The organism is Tamlana sedimenti, from assembly GCF_038148895.1.
Taxonomy (GTDB): Bacteria; Bacteroidota; Bacteroidia; order Flavobacteriales; family Flavobacteriaceae; genus Tamlana.
Window position 1 is genome coordinate 100,230 of the sequence record NZ_JBBVGQ010000005.1, and the last position, 16,712, is coordinate 116,941.

The 16,712-nt window shown below is 35.2% G+C and carries 17 protein-coding genes; 10 read left to right on the plus strand and 7 right to left on the minus strand.

Annotation, left to right across the window (positions count from 1 at the left end):
• Nucleotides 1-52: 52 nt before the first annotated feature.
• The gene (gene rpmH, locus WJN01_RS12895) at nucleotides 53-214 is read right to left on the minus strand and encodes a 50S ribosomal protein L34 (RefSeq protein ID WP_188651059.1); all 162 of its coding nucleotides are present in this window, start codon (nucleotides 212-214) and stop codon (nucleotides 53-55) included.
• Nucleotides 215-513: 299 nt separating this feature from the next.
• Between rpmH and WJN01_RS12900 the strand changes: the two genes are divergently transcribed.
• Entirely contained in the window at nucleotides 514-1,089 is a 576-nt protein-coding gene (locus WJN01_RS12900) for a DUF2892 domain-containing protein (protein ID WP_445197575.1), read from the plus strand.
• On the opposite strand, the gene cls is transcribed toward WJN01_RS12900, so the two are convergent.
• The 3 genes from cls to WJN01_RS12915 are packed head-to-tail and all read right to left on the minus strand — an operon-like array spanning nucleotide 1,086 to nucleotide 4,166.
• Nucleotides 1,086-2,537: a cardiolipin synthase gene (cls, locus tag WJN01_RS12905; protein WP_445197576.1), complete on the minus strand. Its 1,452-nt coding sequence runs from the start codon at nucleotides 2,535-2,537 to the stop codon at nucleotides 1,086-1,088. The two genes, WJN01_RS12900 and cls, sit on opposite strands and share 4 nt — an antisense overlap.
• Before the next feature lie 6 nt (nucleotides 2,538-2,543).
• The gene (locus tag WJN01_RS12910) at nucleotides 2,544-3,464 is read right to left on the minus strand and encodes a lytic transglycosylase domain-containing protein (protein ID WP_445197577.1); all 921 of its coding nucleotides are present in this window, start codon (nucleotides 3,462-3,464) and stop codon (nucleotides 2,544-2,546) included.
• 36 nt (nucleotides 3,465-3,500) lie between these two features.
• Entirely contained in the window at nucleotides 3,501-4,166 is a 666-nt protein-coding gene (locus tag WJN01_RS12915; RefSeq protein WP_445197578.1) for an alpha/beta hydrolase, read from the minus strand.
• A gap of 112 nt (nucleotides 4,167-4,278) precedes the next feature.
• Between WJN01_RS12915 and WJN01_RS12920 the strand changes: the two genes are divergently transcribed.
• Nucleotides 4,279-4,575, plus strand: coding sequence for a GNAT family N-acetyltransferase (locus WJN01_RS12920; RefSeq protein WP_445197579.1), 297 nt, complete (start codon nucleotides 4,279-4,281; stop codon nucleotides 4,573-4,575).
• A 75-nt stretch (nucleotides 4,576-4,650) separates the two neighbouring features.
• On the opposite strand, the gene mtaB is transcribed toward WJN01_RS12920, so the two are convergent.
• Nucleotides 4,651-5,976: a tRNA (N(6)-L-threonylcarbamoyladenosine(37)-C(2))-methylthiotransferase MtaB gene (gene mtaB, locus WJN01_RS12925; RefSeq protein ID WP_445197580.1), complete on the minus strand. Its 1,326-nt coding sequence runs from the start codon at nucleotides 5,974-5,976 to the stop codon at nucleotides 4,651-4,653.
• Nucleotides 5,977-6,064: 88 nt separating this feature from the next.
• Between mtaB and WJN01_RS12930 the strand changes: the two genes are divergently transcribed.
• Complete coding sequence (locus tag WJN01_RS12930) at nucleotides 6,065-7,693, plus strand: ABC transporter substrate-binding protein (RefSeq protein ID WP_445197581.1); 1,629 nt, start codon at nucleotides 6,065-6,067, stop codon at nucleotides 7,691-7,693.
• Between the two features lie 191 nt (nucleotides 7,694-7,884).
• Here WJN01_RS12930 and WJN01_RS12935 read toward each other — a convergent pair whose 3' ends face one another.
• Both WJN01_RS12935 and WJN01_RS12940 read right to left on the minus strand, forming a co-directional pair.
• Nucleotides 7,885-9,060 carry a GlmU family protein gene (locus tag WJN01_RS12935; RefSeq protein ID WP_445197582.1) on the minus strand — a complete coding sequence of 392 codons (1,176 nt, stop codon included), beginning with the start codon at nucleotides 9,058-9,060 and terminating at the stop codon, nucleotides 7,885-7,887.
• Between the two features lie 149 nt (nucleotides 9,061-9,209).
• The gene (locus WJN01_RS12940; RefSeq protein WP_167918659.1) at nucleotides 9,210-9,461 is read right to left on the minus strand and encodes a type B 50S ribosomal protein L31; all 252 of its coding nucleotides are present in this window, start codon (nucleotides 9,459-9,461) and stop codon (nucleotides 9,210-9,212) included.
• A gap of 156 nt (nucleotides 9,462-9,617) precedes the next feature.
• Between WJN01_RS12940 and WJN01_RS12945 the strand changes: the two genes are divergently transcribed.
• The 7 genes from WJN01_RS12945 (at nucleotide 9,618) to WJN01_RS12975 (ending at nucleotide 16,624) form a co-directional block, all read left to right on the plus strand.
• Complete coding sequence (locus tag WJN01_RS12945) at nucleotides 9,618-10,148, plus strand: DUF4199 domain-containing protein (protein ID WP_445197583.1); 531 nt, start codon at nucleotides 9,618-9,620, stop codon at nucleotides 10,146-10,148.
• A gap of 40 nt (nucleotides 10,149-10,188) precedes the next feature.
• Nucleotides 10,189-11,139 (plus strand): glycosyltransferase family 2 protein, encoded by a 951-nt coding sequence (locus WJN01_RS12950; RefSeq protein WP_445197584.1) that lies wholly within the window; start codon nucleotides 10,189-10,191, stop codon nucleotides 11,137-11,139.
• Between the two features lie 96 nt (nucleotides 11,140-11,235).
• Nucleotides 11,236-12,966 carry a phospho-sugar mutase gene (locus WJN01_RS12955; RefSeq protein ID WP_445197585.1) on the plus strand — a complete coding sequence of 577 codons (1,731 nt, stop codon included), beginning with the start codon at nucleotides 11,236-11,238 and terminating at the stop codon, nucleotides 12,964-12,966.
• The gene (locus WJN01_RS12960) at nucleotides 12,966-14,801 is read left to right on the plus strand and encodes an ABC transporter ATP-binding protein (RefSeq protein WP_445197586.1); all 1,836 of its coding nucleotides are present in this window, start codon (nucleotides 12,966-12,968) and stop codon (nucleotides 14,799-14,801) included. The genes WJN01_RS12955 and WJN01_RS12960 overlap by 1 nt, the downstream gene beginning before the upstream one ends.
• A gap of 290 nt (nucleotides 14,802-15,091) precedes the next feature.
• Entirely contained in the window at nucleotides 15,092-15,634 is a 543-nt protein-coding gene (locus tag WJN01_RS12965; protein WP_445197587.1) for an RNA polymerase sigma factor, read from the plus strand.
• Between the two features lie 33 nt (nucleotides 15,635-15,667).
• The gene (locus WJN01_RS12970; protein WP_445197588.1) at nucleotides 15,668-16,165 is read left to right on the plus strand and encodes a hypothetical protein; all 498 of its coding nucleotides are present in this window, start codon (nucleotides 15,668-15,670) and stop codon (nucleotides 16,163-16,165) included.
• A gap of 12 nt (nucleotides 16,166-16,177) precedes the next feature.
• A complete protein-coding gene (locus tag WJN01_RS12975) occupies nucleotides 16,178-16,624 on the plus strand; it encodes an ABC transporter permease (protein ID WP_445197589.1) in 447 nt (148 codons plus the stop codon).
• The last annotated feature ends 88 nt before the right edge of the window (nucleotides 16,625-16,712 follow it).

Here is a 16,712-nt window from a genome sequence, read left to right on the forward strand (position 1 = left end):
AAAAGGCGTTACACTTAAGTAACACCTTTATATTATCAACAATTGTTAATCATTATTTTTTATGTCTAGCTTCAGATGACACAGATAATCTCTTTCTACCTTTAGCTCTTCTACGCGCCAATACCTTTCTACCGTTAGCAGAAGCCATTCTTTCTCTAAAACCGTGCTTGTTTCTTCTTTTTCTTTTAGAAGGCTGAAATGTTCTTTTACTCATTATCTTATATCTTTAAAACTGAATCGTATTTTCTTAATCTATGGCTTCCTTAAAAACCGAGGGCAAATATACAAAGGCTTTATTAGTTTGCAAACCTTTTTTTCAAAATATTTCTTATTTTATTTTCAAACAATTAAACACAGTCTAAGACCTTAATTTAATTGGGGAAATCATTGTTTTTTGTTGTATGGCAATATGCTAAATCTAATAAAAATTTAGTTTCTTTGCAGTCTAAAATCACTTTTAAGGATCTTTTTCAATAAAAACCACCTTAAAAATTATTTCAATTTAGCAGAATTATGTTCAATAAAATCATAAAACTCATCATTGCCGCAGGCATTATCGCCTATGCTATTTATCAATTTACCGAAGGCTATTTAGGTAATGGTATTATGTTCATACTTTTATCATTAATTTTTGTATTTCTCTATTTCAAAAATGAATTTATCCTTTTAGCATTTTTAAGGTTACGAAAGCAAGATTTTGTTGGTGCGAAAAAATGGCTGGATAAAATAAAAAACCCAGAATCTGCATTAGTAAAAAAACAACAAGGTTATTACAACTATTTGCATGGCATCATGGTATCTCAAACCAATATGAATGAAGCCGAGAAATATTTCAAAAAAGCGGTTTCGTTAGGTTTGACCATGGACTACGATTTGGCTATGGCAAAGTTAAATTTAGCTGGCATTGCATTTTCTAAAAGAAGAAAGCAGGAAGCACAAAAATTGCTTTCTGAAGCCACAAAACTTGACAAACGAGGCATGCTTACCGAGCAAATAAAGATGATGAAAGACAATATGAAGCGTGCACAAATGCCCAACCAACATTATGGCGCGGGTGCTTCCTTACGCGCTCAAAAAAGAAGAGGCTAGATAAGAGGTGACCACAACCTACAATACGATTCTTTTAGTTTTTCTAAGTTAGGTCTATCCACCCACTTAACGAGTTCAATTTTTTCGCAGTCTTTTAAATCTTCAAGAAATTGTTGTTTTACGATTTTACTTTGTTCTATGTTATAAATAAAAGCGTTGACTTCAAAGTTTATATTGAAACTTCTATAGTCCATATTTGACGTTCCTACGGTTGAAAAAATATCGTCTACAACCATGGTCTTTGCGTGAACAAAACCTTTTGTATACCGATAAACTTCAATATTGGCTTCCAATAAATGCTCCAAATAGGAGTTTGTGGCATGTTTAACCATCCAAGAATCGGACTCTTTTGGGATAATCACCTTTACCTCAACACCACTTTTTGACGCCACTTGAAGGGCCATGATCATTTGGTCGTTAGGCACAAAATAGGGCGTTGTAATGTAAACATAATCTTCTGCGGTGGTGATGGCCGTAAATATGGCCTCCATAATATAGGCCCAATCCGTATCAGGCCCACTAGCTGCAATTTGAACGGCAACTTTATCATTGCATTCAACTTTAGGAAAATATGATTTGTCAATTTTCAATTTCTGGCCCGAAACAAAATGCCAAGTAGTTAAAAAATTAATTTGCAACGATTTAACAGCCTCACCAACAATTCGAAGGTGTGTGTCACGCCAAAATGATTCATTATACTCATTTACGTACTCATCGGCTATGTTGATGCCACCAACATAAGCAACCTTTCCGTCAATAACAGCAATTTTTCGGTGATTTCGATAATTCATTTTACCTGTGAATCTTGAAAAAATAACAGGCATAAAAGGATAATGTTCTATACCAAAATCATTTAAAGTCTGCTTTGTTTTTGATGACAACTTACTTCCAACATCATCATAGGTCAATCTCACTATAACACCTTCCCTCGCTTTGGCACATAAAATTTCCAAGATTTCCGTCCAAATCTTCCCATCCATCACCACATAATATTCCAAATGAATATGGTGTTTTGCTTCCTTTAAATCTTCTAACAAGTATTCAAATTTGGTGTCTCCATTTTTTAAAACTTCTATTTTGTTACGCAGTGTTAAAGGTGAAGTTTTATCACTATAAAGTAGTTTTACCAATTTCGACTTACCATCAAGGAAATTGTCAACTTTTTTTACCTCTCGTTTATCAAGCTCCAATTCATCATTTATGGACTTAATAACTGATTGATTGAGTACATGTTTTCTACTAAAAATTTTATTCTTGCGATACTCCTGCCCAAAGAGATAGTAAATAAGCAAACCCAGAAAAGGAAAAAAAACCAAAACAACAATATAAGATAGTGTTTTGGTTGGGTTGATATTTTTAAGCACAACCGTTATAACCGCAGATATGGCTATAACATAGTTGAGAACAATTAATATAATCCAGATATGGTTTGTCAGAAATTCAACCACCAAAGATTAGTTATAATAGCCCTTTTCAGGAATATCAATAAAATATTGTTTTCTAGAACTATTATTCAAATGGGGTTCGCGCAACCATGGGTTATGTAGTTTCAGCAATTTGTAGTTGATGCCAAATTGTTGGGCAAATTTTGTGAAATCGGTTACAGCCGTATCAACCTCAACTTTGTAAGTTGGCACCTGGTAATACAAATCTTTCTCCCTAAAATTGAAACCGTACTTTCCTGGGTTTGATAAAATTTCCTTTAAGGCTACTATTCTAAAAACATAGCGACCAGTTTCTTCTCCCAACAACAAATCGTAATAGCCAGAAACAGATTGTTCTTCCAAACGTCTTGACACCCCCGCATTTCCAGCATTGTAAGCCGCCGCCGCAAGCGTCCAAGAGCCTAAATCTTCCTTAGATTTCAAAAGGTATTTGCAGGCCACCTCGGTCGACTTTTCTAAATGATAACGCTCATCAACATTATCATTAACCTCCAAACCATTTTCCCTTCCTGTGGCCGGCATAATTTGCCATACTCCCCTTGCTCCAGCGGGAGAAACAGCATTGGTCAATCCACTTTCAATAACAGCCAAATATTTAAAGTCATCTGGCACCCCGTATTTTGCCAAAATAGGCTCAATAACCGGGAAGTACTTTTTGGCGCGTTTAAACATTAAAAGCCCGTTTGACTGCCAATAAGTGTTAACCAAAAGCTCTCTATCAATTCGTTCTAAAATATCCGGATTTTTAATCGGCATGGGTTCTCCCGCAAAATTTAAATCTTCGGGAACTTGAATCGCATAAACATTATAATCGTTTATGAGTTTTTTTTCAAAGTTTTCATCGGTTGGTGCGTCTTGCAGCGCGTAAATAAATAGGGCACATAAACTTAATAATCCCACCAGCGCCAACGCTTTCTGTACTATCTGCATCTTTAAAAAGTTTTGATAAAGTTAAAAAAAATCAACCTAGTTATCTAAAATTATTCTTGGTAAATTTTCATTGAACCATTTATGCTTGTTAATAATCATAATGTGTGTTCCGTTTTTAACGACAATACAATTATCTATGTATTTAATTGGAAATACAGGGTCCTTGTCGCCATGAATATGCACAATATCCTCTCGGTATATCTTCTGGTTCCAACAAACCATATTTTTGATGGCCCAGCTTAAATATTTATTGTCATTTACAGAAAGGTACTTTTTGTACAGTTCAAAACGTTTGGAAACAGTTGATCCAAAAATATACTTTTCAAAAAGCTCCATCTTGCTAGCCAGTTGTGTTGGAATAATTTTATAGGCACCTGTGTTTTTGGCCAGAATCATTTTTTTGGGCAATTCAGAAGAAGACTTTACACTTGAAATAATGACAAGTTTTCTGGCATTGATGTGCTTATCCATTTCCTGGACTAAAACTCCCCCAAAGGAGACACCCACCAAAACTACATTGTCGTGCTTTATATTTTCGCAAATCCGCGAAGCATAATTGCTAATCGACTCATTTTCAGAAGGTATCATCCACTCCAAGAAATGCATTTCAAAATGACTTTCTGGCAACTTAATATACTCAAAAATTTTAGGGCTCGCTGCCATTCCTGGCATAAAATAAACATGTATTACCTCTTGAATCATAGGGCATTAACCTCCCATTTCCTTTATTTTTCTGATTTTTTTTCGTAATTTTGTACAAAGTTATACAAATAGTATTCACTATCTACATTCCTAAAAATTAAAATAAGTTATCATGGTTGAAACAGCAGAATTAATTGACAATGAATTCTTGCGTCAATATGAAATTAAAATTGACGGTCATTTAGCAAAAATTGAATACTCATTGCAAGAGCGAAAGATTTTTTTAACCAAACTGATTATTCCCGAAGACCTTAAAAACGAGACCTTTAAAAAAGAATTTTTAGCTCTTGTTTTTAACCAAATTGAAGGACGCAACCTAAGTGTAGTTCCTACCAGTCCTGAAATTGCAAAATTTGTGAGAAGCAACAGAAAGTATAAGCGCATGCTTCCTGTTGGTGTTAGAATTTAAATGTTTGATTTAAGAATAAAAAAATCCGAAACAGATTATGTTTCGGATTTTTTTATTCTATATGCTGATTCAAGTCTATTCCACCATAGCATTCACAAAACCAAACCGAACCAATCCATCTGCATCAATTTCAGTAAGCTCAACCTCGTGAAGGGTGTTTACCAACTCAGGGTTCCATGGCGTTTTTACTTTTACATAGTTCTCGGTAAACCCATGTATGTACCCTTCTTTATTTTCGCTCTCGAACAACACCGTTCTTGTAGTTCCCAACTGGCTTTCGTAAAAGGCACGGCGCTTTTTAACCGATAGCCCGCGTAACATTTTACTGCGCTTATTCCTTACGTTTTTTGGAACAACACCATCCATTTTATCAGCCTCTGTATTATCACGTTCTGAATAAGTAAACACGTGTAAATATGAAATATCCAATTCATTTAAAAAATTGTAGGTTTCGAGGAAATGCTCGTCGGTTTCACCAGGGAAACCAACAATAACATCCACACCTATACAGGCATTTGGCATCACCTCTTTAATTTTTGAAACGCGATCTACATATAACTCGCGCATGTAGCGGCGTTTCATTTTTTTCAGGATTTCGTTACTCCCCGATTGCAACGGAATATGAAAATGCGGTACAAATGCCCTAGATTTTGAAACCAAATCGATAGTATCATTTTTTAGCAAATTTGGCTCGATTGATGAAATTCTGAGGCGTTCAATACCCTCAACTTTGTCTAACTCGCTTACCAAATCCAAAAATGTGTGCTCGTGCTTTTTGTTGCCGAATTCGCCTTTTCCGTAATCACCAATATTAACCCCTGTCAATACAATTTCCTTGATGTTTTTTTCTGAAATTTCCTTGGCATTTTTAAGCACGTTTTCCATAGTATCACTACGTGAAATACCTCTTGCCAAAGGAATGGTACAATATGTACATTTATAATCGCATCCATCTTGAACCTTCAAAAAAGCACGGGTTCTGTCTCCTATTGAATAACTGCCAACATAAAAATCAGCCTCTCCAATTTCGCAGGAATGCACCTCACCGTAATCATTTTTTGAAAGGTCATTTAGATAATCTGTAATCTTAAATTTTTCGGTGGCACCAAGCACCAAATCCACTCCATTAACATCGGCCAATTCATTGGGCTTCAACTGAGCATAGCAACCAACAGCCGCAATAAACGCCTCAGGATTAGATTTTTGTGCTTGCTTTACAATGGTCTTAAAACGCTTATCGGCATTCTCCGTAACCGAACAGGTGTTTATCACATAAATATCCGCTTTTTCGGCAAAATCAACCCTATCAAAACCCTCATCCTTAAAGCTTCTTGCAATGGTAGAGGTTTCCGAAAAATTCAGCTTACAACCCAAAGTGTAAAATGCGACTTTTTTGTTCATTATCTTTTGTCATCCTGCGCTTGCTTCAGGATCTTTTAAAATTTATCTTTACCGCTAAAAGATTGCAAATTTACAACTAATAAACCATATGGTAAAACCTATTCTGGGACAAATAATAAGCTATTTATCAATTAGTTGTATTGCCCTATTGCTTTTCTCTTGCGGAAATGACCCAAATGCCAATAAAGACCATCTGGTTTTTCGCTATAACGAATATGCCAATATAAACACCCTAGACCCTGCTTTTTCAAGAACCTTACAAGACAATTCCGTTTGCAACCAATTATTCAATGGCTTAGTGCAATTGGATGATGAATTAAACATCCTGCCTTGTATTGCCAAAAACTGGACGGTTTCAGAAGATGGTTTAACCTATACCTTTAACTTACGAAATGATGTTGTTTTTCATAAGCATGAACTATTCGGAAAAGATTCTACAAGAACTGTAAATGCTTCAGATTTTGAATATAGTTTGAACAGGCTGAGAAATCCAAAAATTGCTGCTCCCGGAAGCTGGGTCCTCAATAAAGTGGATGATTTTAAAGCTCTAAACGATACAATTTTCGAAATCAATTTAACACAACCCTTTCCTGCATTCATCGGACTTTTAACCATGAAATACTGCTCGGTGGTGCCAAAGGAAATTGTGGAGCATTATGGTTCTGAATTTAGGGCAAATCCCATTGGGACCGGTCCTTTTAAATTTAAACGTTGGGAAGAAAATATTAAACTGGTATTTAGGAAAAATGAAAATTATTTTGAAATCGATAAAAACGGCATTCAACTCCCCTATCTGGAAGCCGTTGCACTCACTTTTTTACCCGATAAGCAAAGTGAATTTCTTCAATTTGTTCAAGGCAATTTAGATTTTCTGAATAGTTTGGACGCCTCATATAAAGATGAATTGTTAACAGCAGACGGACGACTAAGGAACAAATATGCTGAAACCGTAAATATGATTCGCGGCCCGTATTTGAATACTGAATATTTGGGTTTTTATCTGGATTCCAAAACGCCCGAAATACAATCGGAACTCATTAGAAAGGCCATAAATTATGGCTTTGACAGAAAAAAAATGATGATTTATTTAAGAAATGGCATTGGTAATCCGGCCAACGACGGTTTTATTCCCATTGGGCTACCAGGTTATGATGAGTCCATCGGTTTTAGCTATCAGCCAGAAAAAGCAAAACAATTGGTTGAACAATTTAAAAAAGAAAGTGGCATAACAAATCCTGAAATTACTTTGGTTACAACCAGTAACTATTTGAGTTTTTGCGAATTCATCCAAAGGGAGCTTGAAAAATCGGGACTAAAAATTAATGTTGACGTGATGCCCGAAGCCACTTTACGAGCCGCTCGCTCCAATGGAAAAGTTGATATGTTTAGAAGCTCATGGATTGCCGATTATTTGGATGCCGAAAATTATTTATCCATTTTTTACAGTGAAAATTTTGCTCCAAAGGGCTCTAACTATTTTCATTACAAAAGCGATAGGTTTGATAGTTTATACAATAAAGCCTTTACCATTACAAACATTGAAAAACGTAAGCATTTATACAAAACCATGGATTCTTTGGCCATGGACAAAGCCATTATGGTTCCGCTTTATTATGACGAAGTGATAAGGTTTACACAAAAAAATGTAACGGGCTTGGGCATAAACCCGATTAATTTATTAGATTTAAGATCTGTTAAAAAAGAAAAAACAAACTAGTCTTATTCCTCAAGCTTTTTACCAATATAATTGATTTCATCCTTAACAACTACAACAGATTTTTTCCATCTGTTTTCAAGCAATGTGTAAAAACCCCAAACGGTAAGTAACCCAATAGGAACTCCCAGTAAACTAAACTACTATCGGCAAATGACCGATAGTAGCAGTTTAGTCATTTTAAAGCAAGCAGTCTATTCCCTTCTATATTTTTTGGTTATTTCAAAAACATGTTCTAAAATGGCTTTGTCTTGTTCCGAAAATTCAACGCTTCTTCTGGACATGACCACTTCAGCTACTTCAAATGCCTTTTTTGTTAGATATGTTGTAAAACCAGAGCTACCCCCCCAGCTGAAACTTGCCACAAAATTTCTTGGAAAACCACTACCAAAAATATTGGTGCTTACGCCAACCACGGTACCTGTGTTGAACATGGTATTAATACCGCATTTACTGTGGTCGCCCATCATAAGTCCGCAAAACTGCAAACCAGTTCTGGCAAAACTTTCAGTTTGGTAGTCCCAAAGACGAACTTCGGCATAATTGTTTTTTAAGTTGGAGTTGTTAGTATCTGCCCCTAAATTGCACCATTCACCCAGTACAGAATTTCCTAAAAAGCCATCATGACCTTTATTAGAGAACCCAAAAATAACCGAATTGTTAACCTCACCCCCAACCTTGCTGTGCGGCCCAACGGTGGTTGGTCCATAAATTTTAGCTCCAAGTTTAATGCCCGCCCCTTCACACAAGGCAAGAGGTCCGCGAATTATAGAACCTTCCATAATTTCAGAATTTCTACCAATATAAATTGGACCATTGCTGGCATTAAGCGTTGTGAATTCTAATTTCGCGCCTTCTTCTATAAAAATATTTTCGGCGGCAATAACATTATTACTTGATGGAATGGGCTTTGATTTTCTTCCTTTGGTAATTAAATTAAAATCTTCCTGAATAGCTTCACCATTTTTTGAAAAAATATCCCAAGTGTGCTCAATCTTCACAATATCTTCGGCAAATTCAATAGGATCAAAGGCATCAAAATTGATATCTTCTTGAGCTTCCTTGGCAAAAAATGCTATGACATCTTCATCTTTAAAAATGGCTTGGTTCTCCTTCAAATCGCGAACCATTTCAACCAATTCAAAATTTGGAAGATAAGATGCATTTATCATCACATTTTCGTCCATTTCCACCATAGGATATTTATCAGACAAATAATCTTCGGTAATTGTGGTGGTTGTGGTATCTAAAAAAGACTCCCATTTTTCCCTAATGGTTAAAATACCAACTCGAATATCGGCAACGGGCCTCGTAAATGTAAAAGGTAACAAATTATTGCGCGATGGGCCATCAAAAAGAATGTAGTTCATAGTGAAGTTGAAAGTTGAAAAGTTTAAAGTTCTTAGACTTTTAGCCGATCCCTTATAACTTTAATTAGCATTACCAAAAATAGAAGAATTGTATAAAACAAAAAAGCCTTTCAACAATGAAAGGCTTTAAAATTATGAACGGGCTAAACTTATTTTTTAAATTTAGCGTATTTGTTTTTGAATTTATCAATACGACCAGCAGTATCTACCAATTTAGATTTACCAGTGTAGTATGGATGAGATGTTCTTGAAATCTCCATCTTAACTAATGGATACTCCACACCGTCAACCTCAATAGTTTCATTAGTATCTGCGGTAGATTTTGTTAAAAAAACATCGTCGTTAGACATGTCTTTAAAAGCCACTACTCTATAATTTTCTGGATGTATACCTTTTCTCATCGCTTTATGCTTTTTGTACTTTCAATTTTGGAAGTGCAAATTTAAGTATTTTTTATAAATGCACAACACTTTTTATTATTTTTTATTTTTAGTGCAAATGTAACGTTTTGCTATCTTTGGATACTAACAGCTAACTAACAAAATTTAATAAAAAACATGGAAAAATCTTTAAAATCTATTGCTTCAAATTATGGATTGTATTTGGGTGTTTTACTTGCCCTAATTACGGTTCTTACATATGCCATCAACATAGAATTGTTAACCAACATGTGGCTAGGCATTTTTATTTTATTAATCATTATTGTAATGGGCATTATATCTGTGGCGAAAACAAAACAAGCGCAAGATGGCTTTGCCAGTTTTAAGCAGTCATTCACTTCGTATTTTATTACGGTTCTAATCGGGTTGTTAATTAGCACTTTTGTTTCTTTTTTATTGTTCAATGTTGTTGATACCGAGGCTGCAGAAGTTTTAAAGGAAAAAACCATAGAGCAAACAGTTCAAATGATGGAAGGTTTTAATGCACCGAGTGAGGCCATTGATGAAGCGGTTAAAAAAATGGAAACACAAAACCAATATTCTTTGGGCAACATCGCAAAAGGTTTGGCAGGGTATCTTGTGTTTTTCAGTATTATTGGTTTAATAGTTGCAGCCGCTATGAAAAAAAGTAATCCAGACGCCGAATAAATTCAGTATTTTTGAAACATCAAATATTGAATTTAACTGAATGAACATATCTGTAGTTATACCACTACTTAACGAACAGGACTCTTTAGCCGAATTGCATGATTGGATTGCAAAAGTGATGCAATCCAATCAATTTTCATACGAAATCATTTTTATTGACGATGGCAGCACCGATGATTCTTGGCAAATAATCTCTAAACTATCCAAACAAAACAACTGTGTTAAGGGCATTAGGTTTTTAAAAAACTATGGCAAATCCCAAGCGCTACATGCAGGTTTTGAAAAAGCACAGGGCGACGTGGTCATAACCATGGATGCTGATTTACAGGACAGCCCCGATGAAATCCCTGAACTTTACAACATGGTTGTTAATGAAGGTTTTGATTTGGTTTCAGGTTGGAAAAAGAAACGTTATGATTCTGTTATCTCTAAAAATCTGCCTTCAAAATTGTTTAATTGGGCTGCCAGAAAAACCTCTGGCGTAAAATTGAATGACTTTAACTGCGGGCTTAAAGCCTATAAAATCGATGTTGTGAAAAACATTGATGTAAATGGCGAAATGCACCGCTATATTCCAGTTCTATCAAAAAATGCCGGATTTATAAAAATTGGTGAAAAAGTAGTGCAACACCAAGCCAGAAAATATGGTGTGACCAAATTTGGCATGAACCGCTTTATTTATGGTTTTTTAGACTTGATTACCATTTGGTTTCTATCGCATTTTGGAAAACGCCCTATGCATCTTTTTGGGGCTTTGGGCGTTATAATGTTTCTTATTGGGTTTGCTTTTTCGGTTTATTTAGGAGTCGACAAACTATTTTTAAATCCTTCAGGCAGATTGATTACCCAACGTCCTCAATTTTACATTGCGCTTGTTACCATGATTATTGGCACCCAATTTTTTGTAGCCGGCTTTTTAGGTGAATTGGTTTTACGCAATAAACAAGACAAAAGTCGCTACTTAATTAAAGAAAAATTGAATTTCAGTTAAAAATTTCCACCTGTTTTAATTACCTTTAAAAGATCAACTAATTACAAATTAATCTATACCAATTGATTAATTTTGAACCAAACTCTTCAAGATATTATGATACACATTGAACCAAAGATTTTAGAAAGAATAAATGCATGGTTAACCCCCGCATTTGATGATGAAACGCAATCAACAATAAAAAATAGTATTGCCAATAGCCCGAAAGATATCCAGGAAAGTTTTTATAAAGATTTAGAGTTTGGCACAGGTGGTATGCGCGGTATTATGGGCGTTGGCACAAACCGAATTAACAAATATACACTTGGTAAAAGCACCCAAGGTTTAAGTAATTATCTGCACAAACAATTTCCGGGAGAAACCCCAAAAGCAGTTATTGCTTACGATTGCCGCCACAACAGTAAAACCTTAGCTAAAGTAGTTGCCGATGTGTTTTCTGCCAATGGCATTGAGGTTTATTTATTTGAAGATTTACGGCCAACGCCAGAGTTATCTTTCGCGGTAAAACATTTAAATTGCCACTGCGGTATTGTTTTAACGGCTTCGCACAACCCACCGGAATATAATGGTTATAAAGTGTACTGGCAGGACGGAGGTCAATTGGTACCACCCCATGATAATGCGGTAATCGACATGATAGATGAATTGGATTATGCCGATATTAAATTTGAAGCAAATAATTCATTAATACATTATATTGGAAAAGATGTTGATCAAGCCTTCATAAAAGCATCAGTTAAAAACGGTTGTGTTGGCGCAACCCAAGCCGCAAAGGACGATTTAAAAATTGTGTTTACTTCGCTGCATGGCACGTCTATAACGGCTGTTCCAGAAACATTGAAACAAGCCGGCTATAAAAACGTTCATATTGTGAAGGAACAGGAAGTGCCGGATGGCGGTTTCCCAACAGTTAAATCGCCTAATCCCGAAGAACCTGCCGCCTTAAAAATGGCCTTGGAACTGGCTGAAAAAGTTGGTGCAGATATTGTTATTGGAACAGACCCTGATTGTGATAGATTGGGTGTTGCGGTACGCAATTCCGAAAACGAATTACAGCTTCTCAACGGCAACCAAACCATGATCATGATGACCGATTTTCTTCTAAAACAATGGAAAGCAGATGGCAAAATAAAAGGAAAAGAGTTTATTGCAACCACTATTGTTTCTACGCCAATGCTAAATAAATTGGCCGATTCGTACGGTGTGGACAACAAAATTGTATTAACAGGTTTTAAATGGATTGCTAAACTAATACATGATTTTAAAGACCTTAGCTTTATTGGTGGTGGTGAAGAAAGCTTCGGGTATTTGGTGGGCGACTTTGTTCGTGATAAAGATGCCGTAACCTCAACCTTATTGGCTTGTGAAATTGCGGCTATAACAAAATCTAAAGGAAGCTCATTTTACGAAGAACTTTTAAAACTTTATGTTGAGCATGGCCTTTACAAAGAAAAATTAGTGTCACTTACCAAAAAAGGCATTGAAGGAGCAGAAGAAATCAAACAAATGATGACCGATGCCCGGAACAATACACTTAAAGTCATTAATGGCACAAAAGTGGTTAAGTTTGAGGACTATGATTTATCTATTCGGAAAAATATGGTCACTGGTGAACAAAGCATGATTGACATTCCAAAATCAAATGTGTTAATTTATTACACAGAAGATGGTAGCCAAGTAGCTTTAAGACCAAGCGGAACCGAACCAAAAATAAAATTCTACGTAAGTGTCAATACCAAATTAGATAGCGTGGCTAATTTCAAAAAGAAGGAAGCCGAGCTTGATGCAAAAGCTGAGGCTATTTTAAAAGACATGAAATTAATTTAATGAATCATTTTTTTAACATTTTAAGGTACGCCAAACCTTATAAAAAATATGCAATAGGACACATTATTTCTAATGTGTTTTTTGCTTTATTTGGCACACTATCATTCATAGCATTAAAGCCCATGCTTGATGTTATTTTTGACAATACCAAAACTCCTCCTGAGACAGAACCTCTGTATTCCGGATTAATGGACATTGGACATTTTGCGGAAGACTACCTTTTATTTCAAATGAATTTGTTCACTGGTGGAGACAAATCTAAAGCCCTAATTTTTGTTGTTGCCTTGATTGTGATTATGTTTTTATTGAAAAACATTTCTGGCTATTTGGCCAACTATTTTTTAGTTTTTTTACGCAATGGCGTTATCCGAGACCTGAGAAATGCCGTGTATAAAAAAACAATGGAATTGCCTCTATCCTACTTTTCAGAACAGCGCAAAGGTGATATTTTGGCAAGGGTAACAGGAGATGTTCAAGATTTGCAATACTCCTTTTTATCCGTGCTCGAGTTTATGGTAAGAGAACCTTTAACCATAATCTTTACCATAGTTGCCATGCTCATCATTAGTCCGCAACTTACGCTTTTCGTTTTTGTTTTTATCCCTGTTATGGGCTTCCTGATTTCAAAAATTGGCAAAAGCTTAAAACGAAAATCAGACCGTGTTCAAAAGGAACAGGGCGTATTTTTATCTACCTTAGAGGAAACACTTACAGGATTGCGAATCATTAAAGGGTTTAATGCGGAAGAAAAATTTAATGAAACCTTTCAAGAGTCTACCAACAGATTTTACCATTTCTCTAATAAATTATTGAACCGCCAAAATTTAGCCTCTCCAGCCAGTGAGTTTTTAGGTATTTGCATGATTTCAGTCATTCTTTGGTACGGTGGAAATTTAGTGCTAAACAGTGGTGCAAATTCAATTTTGGACGGCAGTACATTCTTGGTTTACATGGGGCTATCCTATAACATCCTAACCCCAGCAAAAGCAATTTCCAGAGGACTTTACAACATAAAGAAAGGTGGTGCTGCAGCAGAACGTATTCAAGAAATCATTGACTCGCCAAACAACTTAAAGGATAAACCAAATGCCATTGATATAACAGGATTCGATTCAAAAATTGAATTCAAAAACATTTCATTTAAATATCAAGATGAATATGTTCTAAAAAACTTTTCATTAACCATTCCTAAAGGTAAAACAGTGGCATTGGTAGGGCAATCGGGCAGCGGAAAATCAACCATTGCTAATCTAATCACACGTTTTTACCATGTGAATAATGGAGAAATTTTAATAGACGGTAAAAATATTGAAGATATTACTACAAGCTCTTTACGGAAACAATTGGGCATTGTAACCCAAGATGCCATCCTTTTTAACGACACCATAAAAAACAATTTAAAGCTTGGCAACAACAATGCATCAGACGAAGAAATCATTGAAGCTTTAAAAGTTGCCAATGCATGGGAATTTGTTAAAGATTTACCCGAAGGCATAGAAACCAATATTGGAGATTCCGGAAACAAGCTTTCTGGTGGCCAAAAACAACGTTTAAGTATTGCTCGAGCCGTACTTAAAAGTCCACCTATTATGGTTTTGGATGAGGCTACATCTGCACTCGACACTGAAAGTGAACGCTTGGTTCAAGTTGCCCTAGAAAATATGATGAAAAACAGAACATCCATCGTTATTGCGCACAGGCTTTCTACCATACAAAATGCCGACGATATTGTCGTACTTAGCAAAGGTGAAATAGTTGAGCAAGGCAAACACAACGAACTCATTGCCAAAAAAGGTGTCTACAAAAAACTTGTGGAAATGCAAAGTTTGGAATAAAATTAAGAAACTATTTAAAAAAGAAAAAGGATAGAGTTTGGGGGCGTCTATCCTTTTTTGTTATGCTAGATTTGGGGCCATCTAACAACATAAATAGGTTTCTGATACAAACATAAAGCATAAAAGCATATTTCACAAGAAAAAATGCATTTAATCGTATTTTAATTACACTTCATCGATAAAATGTTTTTTAAATATCTGATTTTCAATATTTTAATTTTTGAATAAAAAACTAAAAATAGGCCTTAAACTTTTAGTATATTTAGTAGTCTAAAAACTAAACATTTTTTGTGACGGACGAAGCACATCTAGTTGAACAATTACAATCCGAAAAACATAAAGAAGAGGCTTTTAGAGTTTTAATTACACTCTATAAAGAACGTTTGTATTGGCAGATTCGAAACATTGTTAAATCGCATGACGATGCCGATGATGTGCTTCAAAACACATTTATAAAAATCTTTAAAAATATTCATAACTTTAAAGGAGACAGCAAATTGTTTTCCTGGATGTATCGTATTGCAACCAACGAATCCATAACATTTATCAATAAAAATGCAAAACGTTTGCAAACCACCAACGAAGAAGTTCAGCAACTGGCCATAAAGAATTTGGCATCAGATGTGTATTTTGAAGGCGACGACATTCAATTGAAATTACAAAAAGCGATTGCTTCACTGCCCGAAAAACAGCAATTGGTTTTCAATATGAAATATTTTCAGGATTTAAAATATAAAGATATGTCCGAAATTTTGGAGACCAGCGAAGGCGCCTTAAAAGCATCTTATCATATAGCGGTAAAAAAAATTGAAGACTATTTAACTAAAGATTAAACCTTTACAAAAAACAACAGTCTTATTAGCAAGATGAATAAAAACAAAATACATAACATTAAAGAAGCTGGTTTTAAAGTGCCTAACAATTACTTTAACAACTTTGAAGATGTTGTTATGAATCAAATAAAACTAACGGAAAAAGTCAGCCATTCTGGTTTTAAAACACCTTATGGTTATTTTGACACTTTAGAAGACCGTATTATTGAAAAAACTTCAGAACAAAATTCATCTAAGGTTATTTCATTATTTAACAAAAGAACCCTCATCTACATATCTGGAGTTGCCGCAGCCGTATTACTCCTTTTCAATTTATCGATATTTGAAAGGGACCCATGGTCATCTTTAGACACCGAAACTGTTGAAAATTATTTATTGGATGAAAATATTCTAGATTCCTATGAACTAGCATCCTTAATGACTGAGGAAGAGCTGGCAGAATCTGATTTTACAGATGTTAATTTTGATGATGAAAACATAGAAACCTACTTGTTAAACCATTTAGATGTTGAAGATTTAATTGCTGAATAAAAATTTAAATAGATGAAAAAAATTATTCTCCCCATTTTGATGTTTTTAGTGTCCTTAAGCACATTTGCCCAAGACAAAAGAGACCAAATTAAAGCGCAGAAAGTGGCCTTCATTACTGAAAGATTGTCCTTAACAGAAAGTGAAGCCCAACAGTTTTGGCCCATTTACAATGCCTATGACGATGTTACCCACAAACTGAGACATGAGGATATTAAAAATATGCGCCGCGAAATAAAAGACAATATCAATACACTTTCAAATGAAAGAGCAAGTCAGCTTTTAAGCGATATGGCTGCTGCCGAAAGTCAATTATGTGAAGAAGAAGCAAAACTGAACAACAAGTTGAAAAAAATTATTTCGCCCAAAAAAATAATCATGCTCAAAATTGCTGAAGAAGATTTTAAAAAGAAATTGTTTGAGCAATGGAAAAAAATGCGGCGCGACCGCCCAAAACCATAATTTCATCGGGAGCAAATCGCTCCCTTTTTTATACCTAAAACTTTCCTGTAATGATAGTTATCGGCTTTAAAGCTTTTAATGTACCTTT

Bases quoted from the DNA above. Each gene is read 5' to 3' on its own strand.
- rpmH (WP_188651059.1), bottom strand. From the start codon at position 214: ATGAGTAAAAGAACATTTCAGCCTTCTAAAAGAAAAAGAAGAAACAAG.
- WJN01_RS12900 (WP_445197575.1), top strand. From the start codon at position 514: ATGTTCAATAAAATCATAAAACTCATCATTGCCGCAGGCATTATCGCC.
- WJN01_RS12910 (WP_445197577.1), bottom strand. From the start codon at position 3,464: ATGCAGATAGTACAGAAAGCGTTGGCGCTGGTGGGATTATTAAGTTTA.
- WJN01_RS12915 (WP_445197578.1), bottom strand. From the start codon at position 4,166: ATGATTCAAGAGGTAATACATGTTTATTTTATGCCAGGAATGGCAGCG.
- WJN01_RS12920 (WP_445197579.1), top strand. From the start codon at position 4,279: ATGGTTGAAACAGCAGAATTAATTGACAATGAATTCTTGCGTCAATAT.
- mtaB (WP_445197580.1), bottom strand. From the start codon at position 5,976: ATGAACAAAAAAGTCGCATTTTACACTTTGGGTTGTAAGCTGAATTTT.
- WJN01_RS12930 (WP_445197581.1), top strand. From the start codon at position 6,065: ATGGTAAAACCTATTCTGGGACAAATAATAAGCTATTTATCAATTAGT.
- WJN01_RS12935 (WP_445197582.1), bottom strand. From the start codon at position 9,060: ATGAACTACATTCTTTTTGATGGCCCATCGCGCAATAATTTGTTACCT.
- WJN01_RS12940 (WP_167918659.1), bottom strand. From the start codon at position 9,461: ATGAGAAAAGGTATACATCCAGAAAATTATAGAGTAGTGGCTTTTAAA.
- WJN01_RS12945 (WP_445197583.1), top strand. From the start codon at position 9,618: ATGGAAAAATCTTTAAAATCTATTGCTTCAAATTATGGATTGTATTTG.
- WJN01_RS12950 (WP_445197584.1), top strand. From the start codon at position 10,189: ATGAACATATCTGTAGTTATACCACTACTTAACGAACAGGACTCTTTA.
- WJN01_RS12955 (WP_445197585.1), top strand. From the start codon at position 11,236: ATGATACACATTGAACCAAAGATTTTAGAAAGAATAAATGCATGGTTA.
- WJN01_RS12960 (WP_445197586.1), top strand. From the start codon at position 12,966: ATGAATCATTTTTTTAACATTTTAAGGTACGCCAAACCTTATAAAAAA.
- WJN01_RS12970 (WP_445197588.1), top strand. From the start codon at position 15,668: ATGAATAAAAACAAAATACATAACATTAAAGAAGCTGGTTTTAAAGTG.
- WJN01_RS12975 (WP_445197589.1), top strand. From the start codon at position 16,178: ATGAAAAAAATTATTCTCCCCATTTTGATGTTTTTAGTGTCCTTAAGC.